Annotated in this window: 21 protein-coding genes and 1 pseudogene; 12 read left to right on the top strand and 10 right to left on the bottom strand. The window is 61.4% G+C overall.

The features are described from left to right. Positions 1 to 7: 7 nt before the first annotated feature. Positions 8 to 2380, top strand: coding sequence for an alpha-amylase family glycosyl hydrolase (locus RLCC275e_RS09875; protein ID WP_033182770.1), 2373 nt, complete (start codon positions 8 to 10; stop codon positions 2378 to 2380). Positions 2381 to 2399: 19 nt separating this feature from the next. On the opposite strand, the gene RLCC275e_RS09880 is transcribed toward RLCC275e_RS09875, so the two are convergent. Beyond that, complete coding sequence (locus RLCC275e_RS09880) at positions 2400 to 2588, bottom strand: hypothetical protein (RefSeq protein WP_033182651.1); 189 nt, start codon at positions 2586 to 2588, stop codon at positions 2400 to 2402. 144 nt (positions 2589 to 2732) lie between these two features. After that, complete coding sequence (locus RLCC275e_RS09885; protein ID WP_033182771.1) at positions 2733 to 3035, bottom strand: hypothetical protein; 303 nt, start codon at positions 3033 to 3035, stop codon at positions 2733 to 2735. A gap of 146 nt (positions 3036 to 3181) precedes the next feature. On the opposite strand from RLCC275e_RS09885, the gene RLCC275e_RS09890 reads away from it, so the two are divergent. From RLCC275e_RS09890 to RLCC275e_RS09915, 6 genes are all read left to right on the top strand, one after another. Continuing rightward, positions 3182 to 3577 carry a hypothetical protein gene (locus RLCC275e_RS09890; protein WP_033182652.1) on the top strand — a complete coding sequence of 132 codons (396 nt, stop codon included), beginning with the start codon at positions 3182 to 3184 and terminating at the stop codon, positions 3575 to 3577. A 199-nt stretch (positions 3578 to 3776) separates the two neighbouring features. After that, on the top strand, positions 3777 to 4607 hold the full coding sequence (locus tag RLCC275e_RS09895) for a metallophosphoesterase family protein (protein ID WP_033182653.1): 831 nt from the start codon (positions 3777 to 3779) through the stop codon (positions 4605 to 4607). Continuing rightward, entirely contained in the window at positions 4604 to 5830 is a 1227-nt protein-coding gene (locus tag RLCC275e_RS09900) for an ABC transporter ATP-binding protein (RefSeq protein WP_033182654.1), read from the top strand. The genes RLCC275e_RS09895 and RLCC275e_RS09900 overlap by 4 nt, the downstream gene beginning before the upstream one ends. Then, entirely contained in the window at positions 5823 to 6746 is a 924-nt protein-coding gene (locus RLCC275e_RS09905; RefSeq protein ID WP_033182655.1) for a carbohydrate ABC transporter permease, read from the top strand. The genes RLCC275e_RS09900 and RLCC275e_RS09905 overlap by 8 nt, the downstream gene beginning before the upstream one ends. Next, positions 6743 to 7579 carry a carbohydrate ABC transporter permease gene (locus tag RLCC275e_RS09910; protein WP_033182656.1) on the top strand — a complete coding sequence of 279 codons (837 nt, stop codon included), beginning with the start codon at positions 6743 to 6745 and terminating at the stop codon, positions 7577 to 7579. The genes RLCC275e_RS09905 and RLCC275e_RS09910 overlap by 4 nt, the downstream gene beginning before the upstream one ends. A gap of 26 nt (positions 7580 to 7605) precedes the next feature. Continuing rightward, positions 7606 to 8871, top strand: coding sequence for an ABC transporter substrate-binding protein (locus RLCC275e_RS09915; protein WP_033182657.1), 1266 nt, complete (start codon positions 7606 to 7608; stop codon positions 8869 to 8871). Positions 8872 to 8942: 71 nt separating this feature from the next. Here the strand turns inward: RLCC275e_RS09915 and RLCC275e_RS09920 are convergent, their stop codons facing one another. After that, complete coding sequence (locus RLCC275e_RS09920; RefSeq protein WP_033182658.1) at positions 8943 to 9923, bottom strand: substrate-binding domain-containing protein; 981 nt, start codon at positions 9921 to 9923, stop codon at positions 8943 to 8945. Between the two features lie 300 nt (positions 9924 to 10223). On the opposite strand from RLCC275e_RS09920, the gene RLCC275e_RS09925 reads away from it, so the two are divergent. After that, the gene (locus RLCC275e_RS09925) at positions 10224 to 13070 is read left to right on the top strand and encodes a M16 family metallopeptidase (RefSeq protein ID WP_130707620.1); all 2847 of its coding nucleotides are present in this window, start codon (positions 10224 to 10226) and stop codon (positions 13068 to 13070) included. 14 nt (positions 13071 to 13084) lie between these two features. Here RLCC275e_RS09925 and RLCC275e_RS09930 read toward each other — a convergent pair whose 3' ends face one another. The 3 genes from RLCC275e_RS09930 to RLCC275e_RS09940 all read right to left on the bottom strand — a co-directional run bounded on the left by RLCC275e_RS09930 (position 13085) and on the right by RLCC275e_RS09940 (position 15534). Beyond that, the gene (locus RLCC275e_RS09930; RefSeq protein ID WP_033182659.1) at positions 13085 to 13765 is read right to left on the bottom strand and encodes a GNAT family N-acetyltransferase; all 681 of its coding nucleotides are present in this window, start codon (positions 13763 to 13765) and stop codon (positions 13085 to 13087) included. Further along, a complete protein-coding gene (locus RLCC275e_RS09935) occupies positions 13765 to 14253 on the bottom strand; it encodes a MarR family winged helix-turn-helix transcriptional regulator (RefSeq protein WP_033182772.1) in 489 nt (162 codons plus the stop codon). The genes RLCC275e_RS09930 and RLCC275e_RS09935 overlap by 1 nt, the downstream gene beginning before the upstream one ends. A 114-nt stretch (positions 14254 to 14367) precedes the next feature. After that, positions 14368 to 15534: an MFS transporter gene (locus tag RLCC275e_RS09940; protein WP_033182660.1), complete on the bottom strand. Its 1167-nt coding sequence runs from the start codon at positions 15532 to 15534 to the stop codon at positions 14368 to 14370. 215 nt (positions 15535 to 15749) lie between these two features. On the opposite strand from RLCC275e_RS09940, the gene RLCC275e_RS09945 reads away from it, so the two are divergent. Beyond that, positions 15750 to 16661, top strand: coding sequence for an agmatinase (locus RLCC275e_RS09945; RefSeq protein WP_033182661.1), 912 nt, complete (start codon positions 15750 to 15752; stop codon positions 16659 to 16661). Between the two features lie 52 nt (positions 16662 to 16713). On the opposite strand, the gene plsY is transcribed toward RLCC275e_RS09945, so the two are convergent. Next, positions 16714 to 17373 carry a glycerol-3-phosphate 1-O-acyltransferase PlsY gene (gene plsY, locus RLCC275e_RS09950; RefSeq protein WP_033182662.1) on the bottom strand — a complete coding sequence of 220 codons (660 nt, stop codon included), beginning with the start codon at positions 17371 to 17373 and terminating at the stop codon, positions 16714 to 16716. Positions 17374 to 17529: 156 nt separating this feature from the next. Here plsY and RLCC275e_RS09955 point away from each other — a divergent pair, with 156 nt between their 5' ends. The 3 genes and pseudogenes from RLCC275e_RS09955 to RLCC275e_RS09965 all read left to right on the top strand — a co-directional run. Further along, on the top strand, positions 17530 to 19038 hold the full coding sequence (locus RLCC275e_RS09955) for a winged helix-turn-helix domain-containing tetratricopeptide repeat protein (protein ID WP_033182663.1): 1509 nt from the start codon (positions 17530 to 17532) through the stop codon (positions 19036 to 19038). A gap of 245 nt (positions 19039 to 19283) precedes the next feature. After that, on the top strand, positions 19284 to 20492 hold the full coding sequence (locus RLCC275e_RS09960) for a trypsin-like peptidase domain-containing protein (protein WP_033182664.1): 1209 nt from the start codon (positions 19284 to 19286) through the stop codon (positions 20490 to 20492). A gap of 33 nt (positions 20493 to 20525) precedes the next feature. Beyond that, positions 20526 to 20677, top strand: a pseudogene (locus tag RLCC275e_RS09965) (adenylate cyclase); the annotation flags it as partial. A gap of 25 nt (positions 20678 to 20702) precedes the next feature. Here RLCC275e_RS09965 and RLCC275e_RS09970 read toward each other — a convergent pair. From RLCC275e_RS09970 to RLCC275e_RS09975, 3 genes are all read right to left on the bottom strand, one after another. After that, on the bottom strand, positions 20703 to 21236 hold the full coding sequence (locus RLCC275e_RS09970; RefSeq protein ID WP_033182665.1) for a YidB family protein: 534 nt from the start codon (positions 21234 to 21236) through the stop codon (positions 20703 to 20705). 172 nt (positions 21237 to 21408) lie between these two features. Next, positions 21409 to 21741, bottom strand: coding sequence for a hypothetical protein (locus tag RLCC275e_RS34240; protein ID WP_033182773.1), 333 nt, complete (start codon positions 21739 to 21741; stop codon positions 21409 to 21411). A gap of 166 nt (positions 21742 to 21907) precedes the next feature. Further along, entirely contained in the window at positions 21908 to 22588 is a 681-nt protein-coding gene (locus tag RLCC275e_RS09975) for a peroxiredoxin-like family protein (protein WP_033182666.1), read from the bottom strand. Positions 22589 to 22618 lie beyond the last annotated feature (30 nt).

Raw genomic sequence — 22618 nt, forward strand, 5'->3', positions numbered from 1 at the left:
GGATCCGATGACCGTCAATGTTCAATTCCGGTTTCGCTGCGGCTTGCCCTCGATGGCGTTCGACAATGTCCGTCTCCGCGGCAGTTGGGACGAACAAGGCCGCCCCTCGAACGAGTGGACATCTGTTCCAATGCAACGCTCTCGTGACGAGGATGGCTATGATGTCTTTGTCATCAGGGTTCCCTTTCCCGATGACGAGATCGGCACGCATTTTCGCTGGGGGATCGAACTCGATCGACCCGGCGCTTCAAGCCTGTGGGCGATCGCCGCCGAATTGGACGACGAGGCCTCGACGCGTCGCGAACGCTCCTTTGATCTCCAGCAGGGGATAGCGCCGCAGACCTATTATCTGACATGGATCGGCCGTCTGGGGGCAAACCGGGTTGAAAGGCGCGACGGTGTTGACGGCATCCGCATTTCGGTCTGGGCGCCGAACGCCAGGGACGTCTTGCTCGTGCTCGCCGATCCGGCCGTCGGCTATATCGCCGATGACGGCACCGGAGCGCTCGCAACCATCGGGATGCGCAGGACCGTTGATGAATTCTGGAGCGTCGAAACCGGCGACGACGACAGCCTCTCCGATTTCGACAGCATGGTCGGCACGGCCTATATGTACCGCATCACCAAGGATGATGGATCGCTCGCCTACCGCACCGATATCTGGTCCCTCATGCAGATCGGCGCCGGAGACTTCGATCCCGACGGAGCCGCCTATCACGGATCGCCGGCGGCATTGGACGGACCGCAAAGCTGTTCGGTCGTCTGCGACCTGAAGCGGGTGGTGCTACCGTCGGGGCAAGAGCTTGCCGCCGAGGCGTTCTGGGCCGACGAATTCGTCGGCGGCCGAAAGCTTCCCGATCGGCTCGAGGATCTGGTGATCTACGAATTGCACGTCGGCGCACTCGGTTTCGGCAAGGCCGCGCCGGGGACGCTTGATGATGCCATCGCCTTCGTCGAGCATCTCTCGGCGCTCGGCGTCAACGCCGTGGAGCTGCTGCCGATTGCGGAATTCGAGACCCGAGCCAACTGGGGTTACGGCACGTCGCATTTCTTTGCCGCCGATCAAGGGGCCGGCGGCACCGACCGGCTGAAGATTTTCGTCAAGGCCTGCCACCAGCGCGGCATCGCCGTCATCCTCGATGTCTGTTACAATCACTTCGATCCGGATGGCGAGCGGGCGCAATGGGCCTATGATTCCAACGATCACACCCGCAATATCTATTATTGGTACGCGGGACGTCCCGGCGATTACGCCGATCCGACAGGCGGCTACATCGACAACATCTCCACGGGATGGGCGCCCCGCTTCCATGAGGAAGCGGTGCGACAGCTTTTCATCTCGAGTGCGGCCTTTCTCGTCTCGGTCTGCCATATCGATGGTTTCCGGCTCGATCAGACAAGTTCGATCCATCAATATCCGGTCCTGCATGCCGATGGACGGCGCGCCGATCGGGCCGCAGCCTTCGGCGCCAAATTCCTGAAGCAGTGGACCCGGACGATGCGGCTGATCAAGCCGCAGCTTTTCCTGACGGCCGAGGACTATTCCGACTGGTCGGCGATGACGGAGCCAAGCCTGACTGGTGACGGGCTCGGCTTCGATGCGACCTGGTACGGCGATTTTCATCACAATCTGGTCGAATATCACGGCGGCGCGCAGGCGCAGCTTCTGAAGAATGCCGGTTTCGGGGACAAGCGGGCGCTGACCATGTCGTCTCTTGCCAGTGCATTGCAGACGAGCGCGCACTCCAAGGTGGTCTACAACCAATCGCATGACGATTGCGGCAATCGCGAGGGGTCGGCGCGCACTGCTGTGATCGCGGTCAATTTCGCGCCTGTTGTCGGTGAGACCAAGGCGTGGGCGGAGGCGAGATCCCGGTTCGCGGCGGCGATGACGCTGCTATCACCGGGTACGCCAATGTTTTTCATGGGCGAGGAAATCGGCGCCCGGAAGCCCTATCGCTACAATGATTTCCTCGAGAACCGGGAGAATATTCTCGGCGAAGCGGAAGGCCGCGGCGCAGGGATGCTCAGCTGTTATCGCGATCTGATCGCGCTCAGCATCCGTCAGGACGCCATTCGCTCCCGTAACATCGCCACACCCCTGGTTCACGACGAAAATCGAGTGATCGCGTTTCATCGATGGAATGACGGCGAGGATTTCCTCGTTGTGGGGTCGCTGAACGACGCTCCCTTCGAACACGGCTATCGGCTGTACAGCGAACGTCTGGGCGATGGCCTCTGGGAGGAGATCTTCAATACCGATGCTGACAAATATGGCGGCTGGAATGTCGGCAATGGCGGCGGAAAAATCAGAGCCACGGCGGGAGTGCTGAATGCCGTGCTGCCGGCATCAGGCGTTCTGGTCTTTCGCAGGCTGTGACGCGCCACGCCCGGAACGCTCAGGCAAAGCCGAGCGGTAGATTTTCGACTTTCCTGTCATTGCCGTAGTCGCGCTCATGCGGCGAGCGACGGCGCCCGTCGCTGCGAGCGGAAAGGTCGATGCGGTTTTCAGCGAAGATCCCATCAGGCCAGGTGCCGGTGTCATTGCAATCGGCATCGATCTTGGGGGCAAGAATTTTAAGGATCATCGGGGTTCCTCCACGGCGCACCATCAACACTCGAAAAGGCCGTCTGGTTCCGCTTATAAACCCCGAATTATTAATAAATTAACCATAAAGCTTGAGGGCAAGAGCATTGCTGCATCGATCCCGTCATTCTCGCAAGGGGTGACATTAGTGGACGACTGATGACGAGGACATTGACGCCAGCATCCCCTCGGTCGCCCGGATCAGCCGCGCTGCGCGCGCCATCACCTCGGCTCCGGCCTCCGTCTCGGCAATCGCGGTTGCCATACTGTCCAGTCCGTCCGCCACCTGGATCAGCCTCGGCAGCATATCTGCGCGTCCGACCGCCTCGGTCGATCTGGCGAGCTTACGCAGCGTCTCCGAATAGCTCGATATCAAAGCGAGTTTCTGGTCGGCGGGAATAGTGGAGAACGAGCGTTTCCCGGAAGGCGACAGCGGCAATTTCGGCATGGATGGCAACCTGTTGAACTGCGTGTGAACTCGCATCGCCGCTTTTTGTTCCGAGCGGCCCCATGGTCCCGAGGGCCGATCGCTTGCTTTGAAATGGAACTCCGGAGCTTGCTTGCCGTTGAGATGCATGAACACAGGAGGCTTCCATGCAGTTGATCGATACGCGAGTGACACAGACCGGTGACACTTTCACCGTAGAATTTTTAGGCGAGGGAGGAGAATCGATTTCCGTCAAAATCGACAACTCCAATGGCGAACTCGATGATACGACGGCGGTCGACCACGCCAAAGTCATGATGGTTCAGCTGACCGCCTTTGCCGGCGGGGAAGCAGACGGCAGCATCAACCGTTACGATGCCTTGAGCAACGGCAATTTCGACGAAGGCAGCAAGGGCTTGATCGGCCAGCCGAGTGCGCGTTCGGCCGGCGACAGGCAAACGCTGGAAGAGGAACTCGATGAAGGACTCGAGGACAGCTTTCCTGCAAGCGACCCTGTCTCGGCAACGGTATCGTCCATTCCCGCCAACGCGCCACGGCACTGATTTCAACGCAATCTCAAATCCAAATGCAGGCGAAGGCTGCCTCGGTTCCCGTCGGCAGCCTTCTTGTTGGATGACAGATTGATGTCAAAACTGAGAAACAGCTGAAAACTTCAGCTGTGTGATTGACATGGGAGCCTTCTAGAGAGGGCACGAGAAGGGCGCGCTCGTGAGGCGCTGCCGACCTCTCGGAGACGCACCCATGAAAATCATTCAGATCACCGACACCCATTTCAGCCCCGACAAGCCGCATTTCAATGGCAACTGGGCGCCGCTTCTGACCTGGATCGAAGAGACTGGCGCAGACCTGATCGTCCATACCGGCGACCTCACCGTCGACGGCGCCGACAAGGACGCAGACATCACCTTTTCGATGGATCTGATGCGCCAGGTGTCTATCCCGATGCTGATGGTCCCCGGCAATCACGATGTCGGGCACCTCAAGGGATCGAACCAGCCCGTCAATGCCGAGCGGCTGTCCCGCTGGCGCAGCCTTGCCGGCGACGACCGCTGGCTGGAGGATGCGGCCCGCTGGCGCTTCATCGGATTGAACTCGCTGCTTCTTGGTCACGAGGACGAGGAGGAGGAAGCCCAGTTCGAATGGCTAGCTCAGGCGCTTTCCGACAGGGCAGGGCGACGCGTTGCGCTCTTTGCGCACAAGCCGCTATTCGTCGACGCGCCAGATGAAGGTGATACCGGATATTGGAGTGTTCGCCCGTCTCAACGCCGGCGGCTCTATGATCTGATCGCGGCTCATGACGTGGCGCTGTTTGCGAGCGGCCATCTCCACTGGGCCTGGCAGGGTCGCTTCGACAATACCCAACTGACATGGGGTCCGTCGGCCGCCTTCATCATTGACAAGATGGAGCGCGAGATGCCGGGCGAACGCCTGATCGGTGCGGTCGTCCATGAATTCGATACTGGTGTCGAAAGCACGATCGTTGCCGTTCCCGGCATGACCGCACATGTGCTCGACGATGTCGTGCACGAAGTCTATCCCCAGGCGGTGAAGCAGCGGGAACCGGTCGAATGAGCGCGCTCTCGCTTCGCGGCATTACCAAGGCTTTCGGTGGCAACCAGATCCTCGATGGCGTCAGCCTGGATGTCGCCGCCGACGAATTCATCGCGCTGGTCGGCCCTTCCGGCTGCGGCAAGAGCACGCTGTTGCGCGTCCTTGCCGGCCTCGACCACGCCGACCAAGGCGAGATCCTGATCGGCGGGCAGGACATGTCCGGCGTTGCGGCAGCCGACCGCAACATCGCCATGGTCTTTCAGTCCTACGCGCTCTATCCGCATCTGACGGCCTCTGAGAATATCGCCGTGCCCTTGGCGATGCGCCGGCTGTCTAGGATGCAGCGGCTGCCCTTCATCGGGTCGTTGATGCCGGGCCAGCGCGCCACCCGCAGGGCGATCGCCCGCGACGTCAGGGATATGGCGACGTCGCTGAAGATCGATCACCTGCTCGACCGCAAGCCCGGCCAGATGTCGGGCGGCCAGCGTCAGCGCGTGGCGCTGGCCCGCGCCATGGTGCGCCAGCCGAGCATCTTCCTGATGGATGAACCGCTCTCCAATCTCGACGCCAATCTGCGCGTTCACGCCCGCGGCGAGATCGTCGACCTGCATCGCCGCGCCGGCGTGCCGACGCTCTATGTCACCCACGACCAGGCGGAAGCGCTTTCCATGGCCGACCGTGTCGCCGTGATGATGGGCGGAAAGCTGTTGCAGATCGCCAGCCCTGAGGTCATCTACGACGATCCCGCCCATATCGAGGTCGCCCGCTTCATCGGCCAGCCGCGCATCAACCTGCTGCCGGCCTTTGCCGAAGGCGGCGTCGTTCTCTGCGGCGGCCTGCGCCTGACGCTTGAAAATTTGCCCGACAGAAAGATGCCGGTCACGATCGCCATTCGCCCCGAATTCGTCTTTCTTTCCAAAAGCCGACATGACGGCCTTGCCGCCCGGATCGAGCGCGTCGAATTCCTGGGCTCCGAAGTCATCCTCCATTGCCGGCTCGAGGCGATCGGCGAGACTATCGTTGTCAAGGTTCAACCGGCCGAAGCCTCCGGCCTTGTGGCCGGCGATCCGGTCGGGCTGCGGCTTTCGCCCGGCCGCACGCTGATCTTTGCCGAGGACGGCAGCCGGCTGCCCGGCGGCGTTGCAACGGGTGATGCCGGGCTCGGCGCTGCCGATGCCGGGCTCGCTTCAAGCGATGCCGGGCTCGCCAATAGCGATGCCCAGCGGGAGAGGGCGCATGGCTAGCATCGTCTCCATGGCCGTGCCGCACGATGCCGCCGTTGCGCATCGGCGCAGCGAGGCCCGCATCGCCTGGATGCTGGTGATGCCGGCGATGGTCCTGATGTTGCTCTTCGTGCTTCTGCCGGTCGCAGCTGTCATCGTGCTCGGCTTCACCGATTTCGAACTCGGCTACGGCAAGTTCCGTTTCGTCGGCTTCGAGAATTACGCGCACCTGATCACCGACCGGACGTTTCGCAAGTCGCTCTGGAATACGACAATCTATACCACGATCGTCGCACCGGTCTCGATCCTTCTCGGCCTTGGCATCGCCATGCTCATCGAGAGCGAGACCAAGGCGCGCAGCTTCTTCCGCACCGCCTATTTCTTGCCGGTCGCCTCCTTGATCGTCGCCATGGCGACCGTCTGGCAATATATGTTCCACCCCACAATCGGGCCGGTCAATGCATTGCTCGCCCTCGTCGGACTTCCCGGCCCGAACTGGCTGGGCAGCTCCGGCACGGTGCTTTACAGCCTCTCGATCATCGGCGTCTGGCAATCGGCCGGATTCAACATGGTGCTGTTCCTGGCCGGACTGACGGCGATCCCGCGCGAGCTTTACGCGGCCGCCGAGGTGGATGGGGCCAGATCCTCCCTCGACCGCTTCTTGCTGGTGACCTGGCCGATGCTCGGGCCGACGACGCTCTTCGTCATCACCATCAGCATCACCAATTCAGTCAAGGTCTTCGAAACGGTGAAGACGCTGACTGACGGCGGCCCGAACAAGGCGTCGGAAGTGCTGCTCTTCACGATCTACCAGGAAGGCTTCGTCTATCTGCGCGTCGGTTATGCCTCGGCGATGACGGTGGTCTTTCTGCTGATCCTGGTGGTGCTGATGTTCCTGCAGTACCGCGTTCTCGATCGCCGGGTGCATTACACATGATGACGAGCGCTTTTTCCCTCGGCAGGATCATCCGCCTGACCCTTCTTTCCTTAGGCGCGATGATCTTCCTGTCGCCCTACGTCTTCATGATATCCACGGCCGGCAAGGCCCAAAGCGACATCTTCACCTCGTCGCTGTCGCTGATCCCGGCACACCTGACCTATGTCGAGAATTTCACCAAGGCCTTGAGCCGGGTGCCGATGGCGCAGCTGTTGTGGAACGGCGTCGTCGTGTGCGGGCTGATCTTCTTCTTCCAGGTGCTGGTGGCGATCCCTTGCGCCTACGCCATGGCGAAGCTGCGCTTCGGTGCTGCCCGCGCCATGATGGTGCTTGTCATGCTCGGCTTGCTGGTGCCGATCCATGCGACCGCGCTGCCGCTCTATGTCGCCTTCGACCGCGCCGCGCTGCTCAACAGCTATGCCGCCCTTGTCGCGCCCTTCACCATTTCGGTCTTCGCGATCTTCATGTTCCTGCAGTTCTTCCGCGCCATGCCTGACGATCTGATCCATGCCGCGCGTCTCGATGGCATGTCGGAACTCGGCATCGTCGCCCGCGTCATCGTGCCGAATGCCTGGCCTGGTGTCACCGCCTTTGCCATCTTTTCGGTCGTCGCCCATTGGAACGATCTCTATTGGCCGCTGATCGTCATCAGCAAACAGGACTACGCCACGCCGCCGCTCGGCCTGATGTATTTCCGTGCCGCCGAGGCCGGCGACGACTACGGCGCTCTGATGGCGGCGACCCTCATCATTACCCTTCCCCTCGTCATCGCCTTCCTGCTTGCGCAGAAGCGCTTCGTCGAGGGCATCACCATGACCGGTCTCAAAGGCTGACCGGTTTCAACCCAGGAGAACGAGCGATGAAACATATCACCCAGCTTCTCGCCGCAGCGGCCGTCTCGATGGCAATCGCGCTTCCCGCGCATGCCGAGACGACGCTAACGGTTCATTACCCGATGCCGGGCTTCTTCAAGGACGTGATGGACACGATCTCGAAGAAGTTCATGGAAGAAAATCCCGATATCAAGATCCAGTTCGCCAGCCCGTCGGCCACCTATGAAGAAGGCATCCAGACGATCCTTCGCCAGGTCGGCACCAGCGAGATGCCCGATATCACCTTCATCGGCCTCAACCGCCTGCGCATGCTCGACGAACGCGACGTCGCCGTCGACCTCGGTCCGCTCGTCCAGAAGGACGGCAACATGGCCGAGCAAGGGTTCTCCGACACGATCCTCAAGCTCGCCCAGGTCAAGGGCAAGCAGGTTGGTCTGGCCTTCGCGACCTCCAACCCGATCATGTATTACAACGCCGATCTCGTGAAGGCGGCCGGTGGCGATCCTGAAAACCCGCCGAAAACCTGGGATGAGGTCATCGCGCTCGGCGGCAAGATCAAGGCGCTCGGCAATGGCGTCGACGGCATTGATTACCGCTGGCAGGGCGACGACTGGATGTTTTCGGCACTGCTCTTCGGCGCCGGCGGCAAGATGCTGAGCGACGACGAAAGCAAGGTTGCCTTCAACGGCCTGGAAGGTCAGAAGGCCGTCGAGGTCCTGCATCGCCTGGTCACCGAAGGCGGCATGCCTGTGTTCACCAAGGCCGCCGGCGAACAGGCTTTCGCAGCCGGCAAGGTCGGTTTCGAGTTCCAGACAACGGGCGCGCTGCGCAACACGATCAAGAATGTCGGCAACAAGTTCGATCTGCGCACCGCCAAGATTCCGTTGATCGATCCGGTGAACGGCCGCCTGCCGACCGGCGGCAACGCCGTCGTCATCCTGACACATGACGCCGCCAAGCAGGATGCTGCCTGGAAGTTCGCCAAATTCGCCGCCGGCCCTTACGGCGCCTCGGTCGTCGTGCCCGGTACCGGCTATGTCCCGAACAACGAGCTCGCCGCGAAATCGGCCGATTATCTCGGCGACTTCTACAAGCAGAACCCGCTGTTCCAGGCAGGCCTCAGCCAGATGCCGGTGATGATCCCGTGGTATGCCTTCCCCGGCTCGAACGGCGTCAAGGTCACGCAGACGATCGTCGACAACCTCTCGCGCATCGTCGACCAGTCGGCCGAACCGAAGGAAGCGCTCGACGACGCAGCCGCCGATGTCGAGGACATGCTGCCGCGCAGTTGATCGGCTTCCCGATCGGGAACAGGGCAGGGCCGCCACGCCGGGCGCGTGGCGGCCTTGTTGTTTCGCAAGCGTCAGATGGCGCGGACGGTGCCGCCGCGGCGAAGCGTATAGGCGACATCGAGATGGCGGGCAGGGGCGGCATTCTCCGCCATATCGAGAAGCAGCGAGGCGGCCGTTGCCCCCATGCTGGCATCCGGCATTTCGATGGTCGTCAGCGGCGGATCGATCAGCCGGCCGATGGCGATGCCGTCGAAGCCGGCGACTGAAACATCCCCAGGCACCGACAGCCCCTCGCGCTTCAGCGCGCCGAGGACGCCGAGCGCCAGGAGATCGTTGGAGGCGATGATCGCCGTTGGCGCAAGCGAAGTCATCGTGACGCCAAGATCGAGCTGATCATAGCCGCTGACGAACGGGATCTGCACGGCATCGAGGGGTGTCAGCCCGTTCTCCGCCATGGCGTCGAGATAACCGCGGTAGCGAAGATGAGCACGGTCGGAGGCGGCGAAGTTGCCGGAGAGAAACAGAATGCGGCGATGGCCCATGCTGATCAGGAATGTCGCGATCTCGCGGCCCGCGCCGCGATTGTCGGCGGTGACGGCCGCCGGAAACTGCGCCGTCGGCAGGTTGTTGAGCAGCACGGTCGGCGGGAGCTTCGCAAGCAGCGCCTTGCTGGTCGAGGGGTCACAGACAGTGAGGATCAGCCCGGTCGGCCGGTCGTTCAAAAGTGCGGCGACGGCATCGGCCTCGCGCGCCGGATCGTAATTCGACTGGGCGATCAAGACGCCATGCCCGGCCACCAGCATGCGGTTCTGAATGCTCGACAGCGACGAGGCAAAGACCGGATTGGTGATGCTCGGGATCAGCACGCCGACCACGGGCCTGCGCCCGAGCCGGCCGGCAGACAGGCCGCCCGGGCGATAGCCGAGTTCTGCGGCCGCACGGCGCACCTTGCGCACCATCAGATCGCTGGCCGGTCCGTTGCGGTTGAGAACGCGGCTTGCGGTCGCCAGCGAGCATCCTGCCCTGAACGCGACCTGCTCCAATGTCGCCATCGAAAACGCCTCCTGGTGACAGCATCGAGGCGCAATCCCTTAGGCGGGTTCGATGACATTGGTCTGACACCCAGACTATGATGCCGAAAAGTGTGAGCGGTTTTCGGACGACATCAGGCTCTAACTCTTTAATTGAGAACAGGATTCAGATTTTAGGTCGACCGGGCCTGAAATCATCCTGTTCTAGGCAGAGTCATCTACTTCTTATTCATTACAAACATGGAAGTTGATGGGAAATGCAACCTGTGGAATAGTCGGATTGAAGCCATCTGCCCCTTCATTCTCATCACCTGGACAAGAATGTCTCACAAGAAAATGGAATGCTCCACGGCGTGGCGGTTTCTTGCAGCGGTCTCGCTTGTCGCAAACTTCACGTCGCCAGCTTATGCGGACAGCCCGTCCGTGTCTTGGCCACAAACGCAAAGCGACATCCAAGCCGAGTCCGATGTACATTTTGGCACGCTCGCCAACGGTATGCGGTTTGCGATCATGCGCAATGTCACGCCGCCCGGACAGGCAGCTATCCGCTTTCGCATTGGCTCCGGTTCGCTCGACGAAAACGACGACCAGCAGGGCTTGGCGCATGTCCTGGAGCACATGGCCTTCAAGGGTTCGACACATGTCGGCGAAGGGGAGATGGTCCGTATCTTGCAGCGCAAGGGCTTGGCCTTTGGGCCGGACACCAACGCCAATACCTCATATGAGGAGACTGTCTATGCACTCGACCTCCCTGAGGTCGATGCAGACACTGTTTCGACGGGCTTGATGCTCATGCGAGAGACGGCGAGCGAGCTGAGCCTTGATGCCAGCGCCTTCGATCGCGAACGCGGCGTCATCCTGTCGGAAGAGCGGTTGCGTGATACGCCGCAGTACCGCGCGGCGCTCGGCATCATGAATTCGCTGCTGGCCGGTCGGCGCGCGACCATGCGCGTGCCGATTGGTAAAGTTGACATCATCAGCAACGCGCCCGTCGACCTGGTTCGTGATTATTACCGGGCCAATTACCGACCCGATAGGGCAACGCTGATAGTGGTGGGCGATATCGACCCCGCCGCTATGGAAACGGAAATCCGGCAGCGCTTCGGTGACTGGAAGGCCGTGGGTCCGACGCCGACAAAACCGGATCTTGGCACCCTGGAGACGAAAGGCGAAAGCGCCGACCTCATCGTTGTTCCCGGCGGCATGACGAGCGTACAGATCGCCTGGACGCGTCCCTATGACGCCGCGCCTGACACCTTCGCCAAACGCCGCACTCAGCTCATTGAAGATCTCGGTCTCATGGTGCTCAATCGCCGGGTGAGCGCCATCGCCAGCAAGGCGAATGCCCCTTTCATCAGTGCGGGCGTCGGCTCCCAGGATATTCTCAATTCCGCGCATGTGGTCCTGATCGCGGCGAACTCCCAGCCGGACAAATGGCAGGCGGCGCTCGCAGCCATCGACCAGGAACAGCGTCGTATCCAGGAGTTCGGCGCTACACAGGCGGAGATCGATCGCGAAATCCTCGACTATCGCTCGGCCCTGCAGGCGGCGGCTGCCGGAGCCGCGACGCGCATGACCACCGACATTGCTTCGGTGCTGGCGAGCAGCGTCGATGACGATCAGGTCTTCACCTCGCCCGCCGAAGACCTCTCGCTGTTCGAGACGATGACGAGCGGCGTTACGGCCGCCGAGATCAATCGGGCTTTGCAGCATGCGTTCTCCGGCAACGGTCCGCAGGTCGTGCTCCAGACGGCCCAATCACCTGAGGGCGGAGCCGACACGGTTCGCCAAGTCTATGACGCCTCAAATGCCGTTGCCGTCTCGGCACCATCCGGTGCAGCTGACGTCGCTTGGCTCTACACCCATTTCGGCGCGCCGGGCGCTGTGATCGAACGCCGCGCCGTCGTCGATCTCGGCTTGACCATGGTGCGCTTTTCCAACGGTGTGCGGCTGACCGTCAAACCAACCAAGCTGCGCGCCAACGAAGTGCTGGTGCGCGAAGATATTGGCCGCGGTCGGCTAGGCCTGCCTAACGACCCTTCCGCCCCGATCTGGGCATCTCCGGCCGTCGTGCTGTCCGGCGTTAAGGCCATGGATTACCAGGATATCCAGAAAGCACTGACAGCCAACATCGTCAGCATCGACTTCTCGGTCGGCGACAGCTCCTTCAGGTTCGACGGTCATACAAGGACGGAAGATCTTGTGACCCAACTGCAGCTCATGACCGCATACACCTCGGATCCCGCCTACCGTCCCGAGGCGTTCAAGCGCGTGCAGCAAGCCTATTTGAGCGGCCTCGATCAGTACGAGGCGACGCCTGGCGGCGTTGTCAGCCGCGATTTCCCAAGTCTCGTGCATTCCGGCGACCCGCGCTGGACCTTCCCCGACCGCGCGCAGTTGTCCGCCGCCAAGCCAGACGTTTTCGAGGCGCTGTTCCGGCCTATGGTCTCCAACGGCCCGATCGACATCACCATCGTCGGCGACGTGACGGTGGACGACGCAATCCGGCTGACAGCTGAGACTTTTGGTGCCTTGCCGCCACGCCCGGAGACGGCGTCGAGCAACGATCGGGACGACGTGCGTTTTCCGGCGACGACCGAGAAACCCGTTGTGAAGACCCATAGCGGCAGGGCAGATAACGCCGCCGCCGCGGTAGGGGCTCCGATTGGCGATTTGCTTTCCAATCTGCCACGCTCCTTCACCGCCAACATTGCCGCCCAGATTTTTCAGAACAGGTTGATCGACCAGTTTCGCATTGTCGAAGGAGCAAGCTATGTCCTGGAGGGCGACGTTGACCTGTCACGGGAAGTCCCCGGCTACGGCTACGCATATTTCTACGTCGAGACAGACCCGGCAAAGATCGCGCGCTTCTACGCACTTGTCGAGGAGATCGCCAAGGACCTGCGGTCACGTGATGTTTCCCCGGATGAGCTCGCCCGCGCCAGGGAACCCATCATCGAGACACTGAAGCATCAGCAGCAGGGTAACGAATATTGGATCGAATATCTGCACGACGCTCAGACGGATTCGCGTGGCTTAGACCGGATACGCGACAATCTCAGCGGCTACGACAAGGTGGCCGCCGCAGATATCCGCGCGTTTGCCACGGCCTATTTCAGCCCGGAAAAATTCTGGAAATTCGAAGTGCTGCCGCCGGCAGTGCGATAGGTCGCGAGCACTGTTCAGGAACGGCGTTTGACCACGCGCATGTTCATTTCCGAGCGAAGAGCGAAGCCCTGCGTTTCGTAAAGAGAAATGGCCGAGGTATTCGCCGCATAGGCATGCAGATAGGCCGTGTCGCCGCTGGATGCGATTTCGCCGGCGACGAAACGGAAGAGCAGGGTGCCGAGGCCGCGCCCCTGAAAATCGGGATGGGTACAAAGCCCGCTAAGCTCGGTAAAGCCGGTCTGCCGCATCCGCTGCCCGGCCATCGCCACCAGGCGGCCCTCGCTTCTGATCCCCCAGAAGCTGCCGAGGCTCTGGGCTCGCAGGGTGAACGGCCCGGGTTTGGTCAGTGTCGCCAGCGCCAGCATGTCGGCGGCATCGGTCTCCGTCAGCGGCTCGATGCGGGAATCCGAAATCCGCCCATGGGGCCGCTCGGCCACCATCTGGACCACCGACGCCTCCGTCATAACGGCAAGACCCGGTGGAATGGCAATCGGCCCGGATTCGACGAGAATCATGCTCTCCTCCCGCGAAGGCAGGTTCTCCAGGGCGTCGAGGCTCTCCGGCGTGTCGTCGGCGGACGCCGCGAAAGGCACGATGGAGGGTGGGTATCGCCGCGCGGACTTGCCGCCTTCGGCAAGATCGGCATGGTCCGTCTCCAGCGCGCTCCAGATGGGTCGGTCGAGGATATGGGGCATTATCGTTCCTCCTTGGCGGCGTTGCGGCGCGCAAGCGGAACCGCCGCAAGCCCGTCCTCGATGGCCGCGAGCTGTTCGAGGATAGGCCCGTTGAGATCGCCGCAGAGATCCGCAACGGCGGCGGCGATGCGCGGCCAGATCACCTTTTTCGAATGATCGACGAGGTCCTGTCCCTTGTCGGTCAGCGAGACCAGTCTGCGGCGCTGATCATCCGGCGCCGGCTGCATGTCGACGTAACCGAGTTCGAGAAGCTGGCCGGTGGTCCGCGTTGCGCCGGGCTGGGTGATGCCTACCGCCTGCGCCAGCTCGCCGACCGTCAACGGTCCGGCCCGGTCGATCGCTGCAAGGAATGGATATTGGCCCGCCTGGATGCCGAGACCGGCCTCGTCTATGACCTGCTGCGTATCGGCCTGCAGCCTCTCTGCGATGCGCCGCAGCCGGCTGCCCATGCACAGAAACCCCAGCGTCCGGACCACATCCTCGACCATGCCGATCTCCATTTGTTTGGCAAGTTATATAACATGTTATACAATAAATGGCAATTCTTCTCCGCAAAGGGCCGGCAGGTTAAGCCGGGGCAGGGCGGCACGAGCGTGCCTCGATCAGTCCCGCCATCTCCTGGCCATCAGAAACACCGCCAGCACACAGCTGAGCAGGCCTAGGGACAATGGCAGACCCTGATGTCCGATGAGTTGCATGGCCAGTCCTGTTGCCGGCGAGCCGACGATGCCGCCGATGCCCCATACCAAGGCGAAGGCGGCGTTACCGGCGATCAGGGCCTGGCCGGTGAAACGCTCGCCGAGTTGGATCAGCGACAGGGTGTAGATCCCGAACGAGACCCCGCCCCAGACGAAAAGCAGCGGCCAGATAAGCCACGAATTGAAGGCCGACGGCAGCAGTAGGCAGCTGGCGAGGCAAGCCAGGACGCAGAAGAGCATCATCCGTGTCGAGCCGAACCGTTCAGCCACGCGCCCGAGCAAAATCTGCAGCACGGCATTGCCGGCGATGAAACAGGTGATGAGCGATGCGATGCGCTCCTCGGCGCTGCCGAGTGCTGCGCCATAGACCGCGAAGAGGGAAAGCAGAATCTGCTCGAAGGCGGCAGCCGTTAAAACCGCAAACAAAAGCAGCGGCGCCATGGCGAAGAAACCGCCGACCGACGTTGCCTCGCCTTCACCAGGCTTCTCAGGCAGGCGAGGGGCGACGGCAAGCACGATCAAGCCGCAGAGAAGAAAGGCCGCAATGCCGATCACGAAGGGCGGCCAACCCTCAGAGCCGGTGAGCCAGAGCGAGAGCGGGCCGATGGCGAAGCCGCCCGAAACGATCGACGAATAGAGCCCCATGATCCGGCCCCGGCGCGACGTCGGCGTGATCGAAATCAGCCAGGTCTCGCTGATCACATAAAGCGGATTGGCGAAGACGCCGAGCAGGAAGCGCAGCGGCATCCAGGCCCAGACGCCCTCGGTCCAGGCAATCGTCATCAGGGTGACGGCGGCCAGGATCGAACAGAGGATCGCTAGCCGCGCCTCACTCACACGCCGCGAAAGCGCCGGAATGAAGGGCGCCGATACGATGAAACCCAGCGGCGTCATCGCCGCCGACAGGCCGATCAGGCCTGATGTCGTGCCCTGCCGCTCCAGGATGAAGCTGAGCAGCGGATAGGTCAGCCCCTGCGCCACGGCAAACACCGTGACGGTCGCGATGATGCCCGCCATCGCGGCCCAGGGGATCCGATCCGCGCGCGCTGATGTGATGCTTTCGGCAGTCATGCAGATGTCCTGGTCAGACCGTATGGTTTGAGGGCCGGGGAGCCTCAACGTCAAAGAGGATGAATTCTGCAGGAGGCAGGGAGCGTCGTACTTAAGTTTTTCCAAAAAGTTCTCAAAAACGTCCAAAGGGACTAAACAGGTCAGCATCGCATTTTGCCCCGACCCAAAGTCGTCACAACCGAAATTTTAGCCAGACATCATCAGGACGATCCGGAATGACCACCTCACCTTCCTTTCTCGGCCTTCCCGATCACCTTGCCGATGGGTGTTTGCCCCGTGCGGTGATCTACGCAGCCGCTCATGGCAGCACCTATCCCGGCAAAGACAGCAGCGGCTACGCCCTGGCCGCCGGCGCCATCCGCGCTGCGAGTGAGGAGGATGCCGGCCTCATCGAGCATTGGGATTTCGATCTCGGCGGGCCGCTGTTCGACGGCAGGCCGGTCTCATGCATCGACGCTGGAGACATTCCAACCGCCCTGCACGACAATGCCGGCAACCGAGCCCGGATCGAGGCAAAGACGCGCGAGGTCCTGGAATTGCCGGCCATACCGATCCTGCTCGGCGGCGATTGTTCCGTGACCATTCCCTTCCTCGCCGCCTTTGCGGATCACGGACCGGTCTGGATCCTGCAGATCGACGCCCATATCGACTGGCGCGACGAGGTGCATGGCGAGCGCCACGGCTATTCGAGCCCGATGCGTCGGGCGAGCGAGATGCCGCATGTCGCCGGCATGGTCCAAGTGGGCCTCCGCAGCGTCGGCAGCGCCCGCCTCGCCGACATCGAAGCGGCGCGGGCCTACGGCAGTTGCTTCGTGACCGCCCGCGAGATTCATGCCGAGGGGGCCGAAGCCGCTCTCAGACACATTCCGGAAGGAGCGCGGGTCGTCGTCACCCTCGACTGCGACAGCCTCGATCCCAGCATCATGCCGGGCGTGGCGGCGCGTACGCCCGGCGGCCTTACCTACACCGAGGTGATCGACCTGATCGCGGGCCTCGGCAGGCGGGCGAGGATCGCAGGATTCGACCTTGTCGAGCTCTATCCTCCTGCCGACATTGACGGCCTGTCGGCCCTGACCGCCGCGCGCCTTCTGGTCAATGCGGTCGGCGCCATCGTCCGGCAAGACTGAAATCCTGCGTCCTCTGGCAACAAGCAGTGCATGGTGCGGTGCGTTTTCGCTTCTAGGCGACCTTGCCCAGACGAGGCTCCGTCCCGGCCAGTAGCCGCCGAATGTTGGTGCGATGGCGTGCAATCACGTAAATGCCGCCTGCGATCACCAGCAGCCGATGGGGCAGCGGTTGTTCCAAGCCGCAGACGAGAGCGATGGCCGTCAACGCCGCCAGCATCGAACTCAGCGAAACAATCCGGAAGGCAGCCAGTGCAACGCCAAAAACCACCACAGCGCCCAAACCTACGGGCCATGACATCGCCAGCAACACGCCGAGTCCCGTGGCAAACGACTTGCCTCCCGTAAAGTTGAGCCAGACCGAACGGCCATGCCCCAACAACACGGCAAGTCCCGCCAGGCAAACAGCCCAAGGCGCCGAGCTTTGCAGATCAAAGGCTGCCGGTGGCGTGCCCGATGAGACTGTCGCGAACCAAGGGTAAAACCAGCGGGCAAAGATGACTGCTCCCACACCTTTTAAGACGTCGACCAGAAGCACCACCAATGCAGGCCATTTGCCGAGCGTTCGCAATACATTCGTTGCTCCGGTGGATTTAGAGCCATGCTCCCGGATATCGATGCCCTTGAGCAGTTTGCCCGCCAGATAGCCCGTGGGTGTGGAGCCGAGGAAATAAGCGATCGCCAATCCAACCGCAACCGCTATCCAGAAAACCATGGGTGTCACCTCGATGCTCTATTTCAGGCGGTCATTATTCGGTCGCTACCGCCATCAGCCACAGAAACCGATTTACACTGCTCGCGTCTTCGATGCCACGCGGCCTAAGCGGACGAACAGTTCCATCCAAGCTTTAAAGACTCTAGGATGCGCCTCATGCAAGGATCGCGTTTTGCCTTTGGTCCGTTCGTGCTTGATCCGGCTGCGGGAACGCTCCTTCGGAACGACGATCCCGTTGCCGTTGGCCATCGCGGGGTAAAGCTGCTTGTCGCACTCGTCGGACGACCCGGCGAAATCTTGGGGAAGGCCGAGTTGATGGACGCGGCGTGGCCGGGCAGGGCAGTCGAGGAAGGCAACCTCACCGTCCAGATCGCGCAGCTGCGCAAGCTGCTCGGTCCGGCCGCCGACGGTGGTGAATGGATTTCCACGGTGCCGCGCGTCGGCTACCGCTTCACAGGCGCCATCAATCAGCTCGGCAGCGTCAGACGAAAACCTTTGCCGCTGCCTGATAAACCATCGATAGCAGTGCTGCCCTTCGTCAATATCAGCAACGATCCCGAACAGGAATCCTTCGCGGATGGGCTGACCGAAGACCTGATCACCGACCTGTCCAGGATGCCCGGCCTCTTCGTCATCGCCCGCAACTCGGCCTTCGCCTACAAGGGAAAGGCGAGGGATGTGCGCGAGATCGCCGAGGAGCTCGGCGTGCGCTACCTGCTGCAGGGAAGCGCAAGACGCGCGGCGGGACAGGTGCGCATCAACGCCCAACTGGTCGATGCTGCAAGCGGCGATCATCTATGGGCGGAACGCTTCGATCGCAGCCTAGACGATATCTTTGCCGTTCAGGACGAGGTCACCGGCAAGATCGTCGAAGCGCTGTTCGGGCGGTTGCGCGCACCGCCATCGCGCAATCGGCCCAAAAATCTCGAGGCTTACGATCTCTGTGTGCGGGCGCGCAGGCTGATGGATGATACGCCGCAGGCGGCGCGGGAAGCGCATCTGATGCTGACGCGCGCGATTTCCCTCGATCCCGACTATGCCGAGGCCTATCGCTGGCTTGCCATGAACCACTGGATGGGAGAGGTGCATTCCGGCGGACCAACGCAACCCGCCCGCAGCCTTGCTTTGGAGCTGGCGCGCAAGGCGGTGGCGATCGATCCCAACGACGCCGGCTGCCGTTGGATCCTGGCTTACCTGCTTGCCTATGAGCGCAGCTTTGCCGAGGCTGATGCGGAATTCGCCAAGGCGATCGAACTCGACCCGAACGAGGCCGACACCTTCGCGGCACTATCCGACATTGCGGTCCTGGCCGGGCGGGTCGGGGAGGGTCTTGAGCATATCGCCAAGGCCTTCCGACTGAACCCGTTTCCGGCGAGCTGGTACTATCTGACGCTCGGCCAGGCGCAATATGCTGCTGGCCAATACGAAGCCGCCGTCGAGACGCTGCGCAGGGACGAGACCTATCGGACAAGCTCACGCCGTTTCCTGGCAGCAAGTCTTGCACAACTCGGCCGGCTCGACGAGGCACGCGCCGAGGCCGAACTGTTCCTGGTCGCCAACCCGCATTTTTCAACCCGCCACTGGGCGGCGACGGAACCCTTCCGCGACGCTCGGACGCTTGAGCATTTCGTTGGCGGCTATCGCAAGGCGGGACTTCCGGAGTGATGCGCCCCCAAAACCATCGTCATCCGGCCATCGATCACCTTTGACTAGCATCTAAAAGGGGACTGCCACCGTCATTACGGATGGGTGTCGGCGAGCCAACCAAGATCAAAATGCTCATCGACCTGGTAGGCGAAAGGTTCAAAGGGCAGTGGTCGGGCGCGACCCAAAATTAAGCTTGAGAACAAGACCCAGTTGCAAAAGATTGAGCTGAAGTTCTAGTCTGCTGACGCCTGGGGAAATTTCAAATGTCAGCTTTGTCTCGCGTATTTATAGCCGGTGCTCTGTCTGTGGCACTTGCTTCCAGTTGCTTTGCCGAGAGCCCGACTTCTTCGGGCACTGGCTTCGCTGTGACCGGTGACGGGTGGCTCATGACAAACGCCCACGTCGTCCAAGGCTGTGAGCGGATCGAAGTGAAGGGGAAAGGCGATGCGTCCGATCCTCGCATCGACGCGACGAATGACCTTGCCCTAATAAAGGTTCAATCGCCCTCCCCCCTCAAACCGGTAGTCTTCCGTCAAGCTCCGACTCGTCTCGGAGAAGATATCGTCGCTGTCGGTTATCCGTTGGCGAGCTTGCTCGCGGATTCCGTCAAGGTCACGACCGGGAACGTCAATGCGCTCGCCGGGCTTCGAAACGATACACGTTACATACAGATTTCGACGCCGATACAGCCGGGTAATTCGGGTGGCCCGGTTGTCGACCGCGACGGATTCTTGCTCGGGATCACAAGCGCGACATTCTCGAAGCAGGCTGCTGACGAAATTGGAATCACGGCGCAAAACATCAACTTTGCCATCCGCGCATCGGTTGCCGAGCTATTCATGCAGTCGCAGAGCATAGTCGGTCAGTCCGGTGATCGCGCTGCCGATCAGCAACCAATATCTACGGCCGACCTTTCGGACAAAGTGACGCCTTCTGTATTTCAGATCCTTTGCTACGGGAAGCCCGAGGAGCAGGCGTCGATCACGCCTTCGGGCGCGGCGACAAGCCTACCCACGCCGTCGGTCAGATCCGCTCTCATAGACGCCCGCGGTTACGACGCAATCGGGTTTGACTATCGGACCATCAAGGACGTTACTTTCGCCGGCTGCCATGAAATCTGCGAGGGCGACAGCCAATGCAAAGCGATCACATACAACACGAAATACCGCGCCTGCTTCCTTAAGGACAATGTCATGGCGCTGATCCGAAACGGCGACGCGGTGGCAGCGTATTCGTCGGCCAAGGCAGCCGACGTTATTATGTCTGATTTCACGAGCTACAGCGGCATGGATCTGCCGGGTGGCGACTACAAGCGGCTCCGCGAAAGCAGCTATATCCAATGCTTTACGGCCTGCATTGGTGACAATTCATGCAAAGCCTTCTCGTACGTGCCGAAGAAGTCCGAGTGCTGGCTCAAGGATGCTTTGGGGCGCCCAAAAACAACCAAGGGTGTCGAGCTTGGTGTGAAGTGACACAGACTCAACTTCTTAGCTGACCGCATGACTGTTCAACTCGGCCGGCTCGCCGAGGCCGAGCTATTCCTCGTCGCCAACCCGCATTTTTCAACCCGCCACTGGGCGGAGACCGAGCCATTCGGCGACGCTCGGACGCTGAACATTTCGTTGACGGCTATCGCAAGGCCGGACTTCCGGAATGACTCCGGCCTCAAAGACGGCCCGAGATTAGATGGTGCCGGGCCGCGCGGAGGTCGTAAATTGGCTCGCGGAAGACAGAAAATCCTCTTCGGCGGTAGGGAGTTTTCCGTTTGGCGTCAGGTCGTCGACCGCTTTGGGAAGATCGCGCTTCAGTCGCCCCAGAATCTCTTGATGCGAAAGGCCGGTATTGGCAGCGATCTCGTTCAGAACATCCGGGCCCAGTGCTTCCGCGAGCTGGCCGTCATCGATGTCCGCATTCGGACCGGGCTTTACCCAAGACTCCGCCGTATCACCGTGACCATTCTGCTGGAACGTCTTCAGCAGATCGCCGAGACCACCGCTGACGATACTGCCGGATGTGAGCCCGCCCAGAAGGCCGCCGAGACCACCCGAACCGGCCAGCCCGCCAAGAAGGCCACCAAGCCCGCCGGGCTGCGGGTTTCCCGCGCCATCCGGCTGAGGGTTCTGGATGCCCCGCAGAAGCTCTCCGATCTTGTCTCTGTTTTGGTAGCCGGCAACGGCAAGGACGGCGAGAAGCGCCTTCAATTGACCGCTCATCATGATGAATCCTCCTATGGTGCTCCAAGATGCACGCGACCCAAAACAGAGCGCTGCAAGGGCAGCAATGTCCAGAGGGGCCAAAGGTTCCGCCGCTTTGAAAACAAGGCCGAAGGCTGCAATCCTTCGATGATCTCGAAGGCTCGGCCGTCCACCTCATTTGCTCACGCCGAGGTCAGATTTCCGGGCAGCCTCGCCGGTTTGCAAAGGTCATTCGTTCCGGTCCACGGCGCGTCATCCCCTGCACAACGATACTGCGGGGAGACATGCGTACGATCTGCGCTCTGCGAAGTCCTTCGCTACGTGCGATGTCGAGAGCATCATTCGGGTCGCATCCGCGCGGTCCGCGCCGATCATACCCGTCACGATCGCGATTGCGATCGTAAACGCCGACGCCACCAGGGCCAACCCGCAACTCCAAGTCTTGCGCTGCCGCGATCGTCGGCGAGATCGTCAAGCCGCTTATCGCAGCCAAGCCAACCAGTACGAATTGAAGAGATTTCCGCATGAGTTCCTCCCATGGTTCTATGTTTATCGTAGTGACAACATCGCCATGCGAGATTTGTTCCTTTAGGTAAGAGTACTCGGTGCGGACGCCGAACGTGTTGTTCGTCTCATCGAAGGCGCGTCGCATGAATCCGATTCGATGCGACGCGCTTTAAAGATCATTCGTTTCAAACAGCCATGTTCGACGCTGCCGACATCACTTCCCGAGGGGCGGGACCGCCGAACATATGGCGGCCATCCTCCTCGACTTCCGTGAAACACCAGCGCACGACGCCATCCCGATCGAGCAGGAATTCGCCAACGAGCTGGCCGCGGCCGGTGGCGATCATCTGCTCGTCATCCTCGGTGATTTCATAGCCGTCCGCCTTGTCGAGGAATTCCGACGCCGCCATCGGGTCCATAGGCACTGGAAGCTCGCCCGGCATGTCCATGCGCATCGACATCACCGTGCTCATGCTGACTTTGCGCGGCCACTCATTCTCATCTTCGGTGAATTGAAGATTCGGCAGGCCGAAGGCCCTGTGCGATACCCGTTCCGGGTCGGAGGCGGCCAGCAGATTGGGAAGCGGATGGTAGCGGAAATAGAGGCGGGCGCGGTCGATCGGCGTGTTGACGACGGTCAGGCTGTCGATGCCTTTCTCCTGCAATGCGCCGGTGAGTTCGGCCATGGCGGCGATCTGCCGGCGACAGAAGGGGCAATGCAATCCGCGGAATAACCCGACGAGCACCGGCTTCTGGCCGCGAAAATCGTCGATGGCGACCTTGCCCTGGCGGGTGATCGCATCCAGCACCACGTTCGGCGCCCGATCTCCCGGCTGCAATGGTCTTGCGGCGTGGTTCTCCTGCATGTTTCGTTCCTCCCTTTATGTTTTTGAATC

The organism is Rhizobium brockwellii (assembly GCF_000769405.2).
Lineage (GTDB): Bacteria > Pseudomonadota > Alphaproteobacteria > Rhizobiales > Rhizobiaceae > Rhizobium > Rhizobium brockwellii.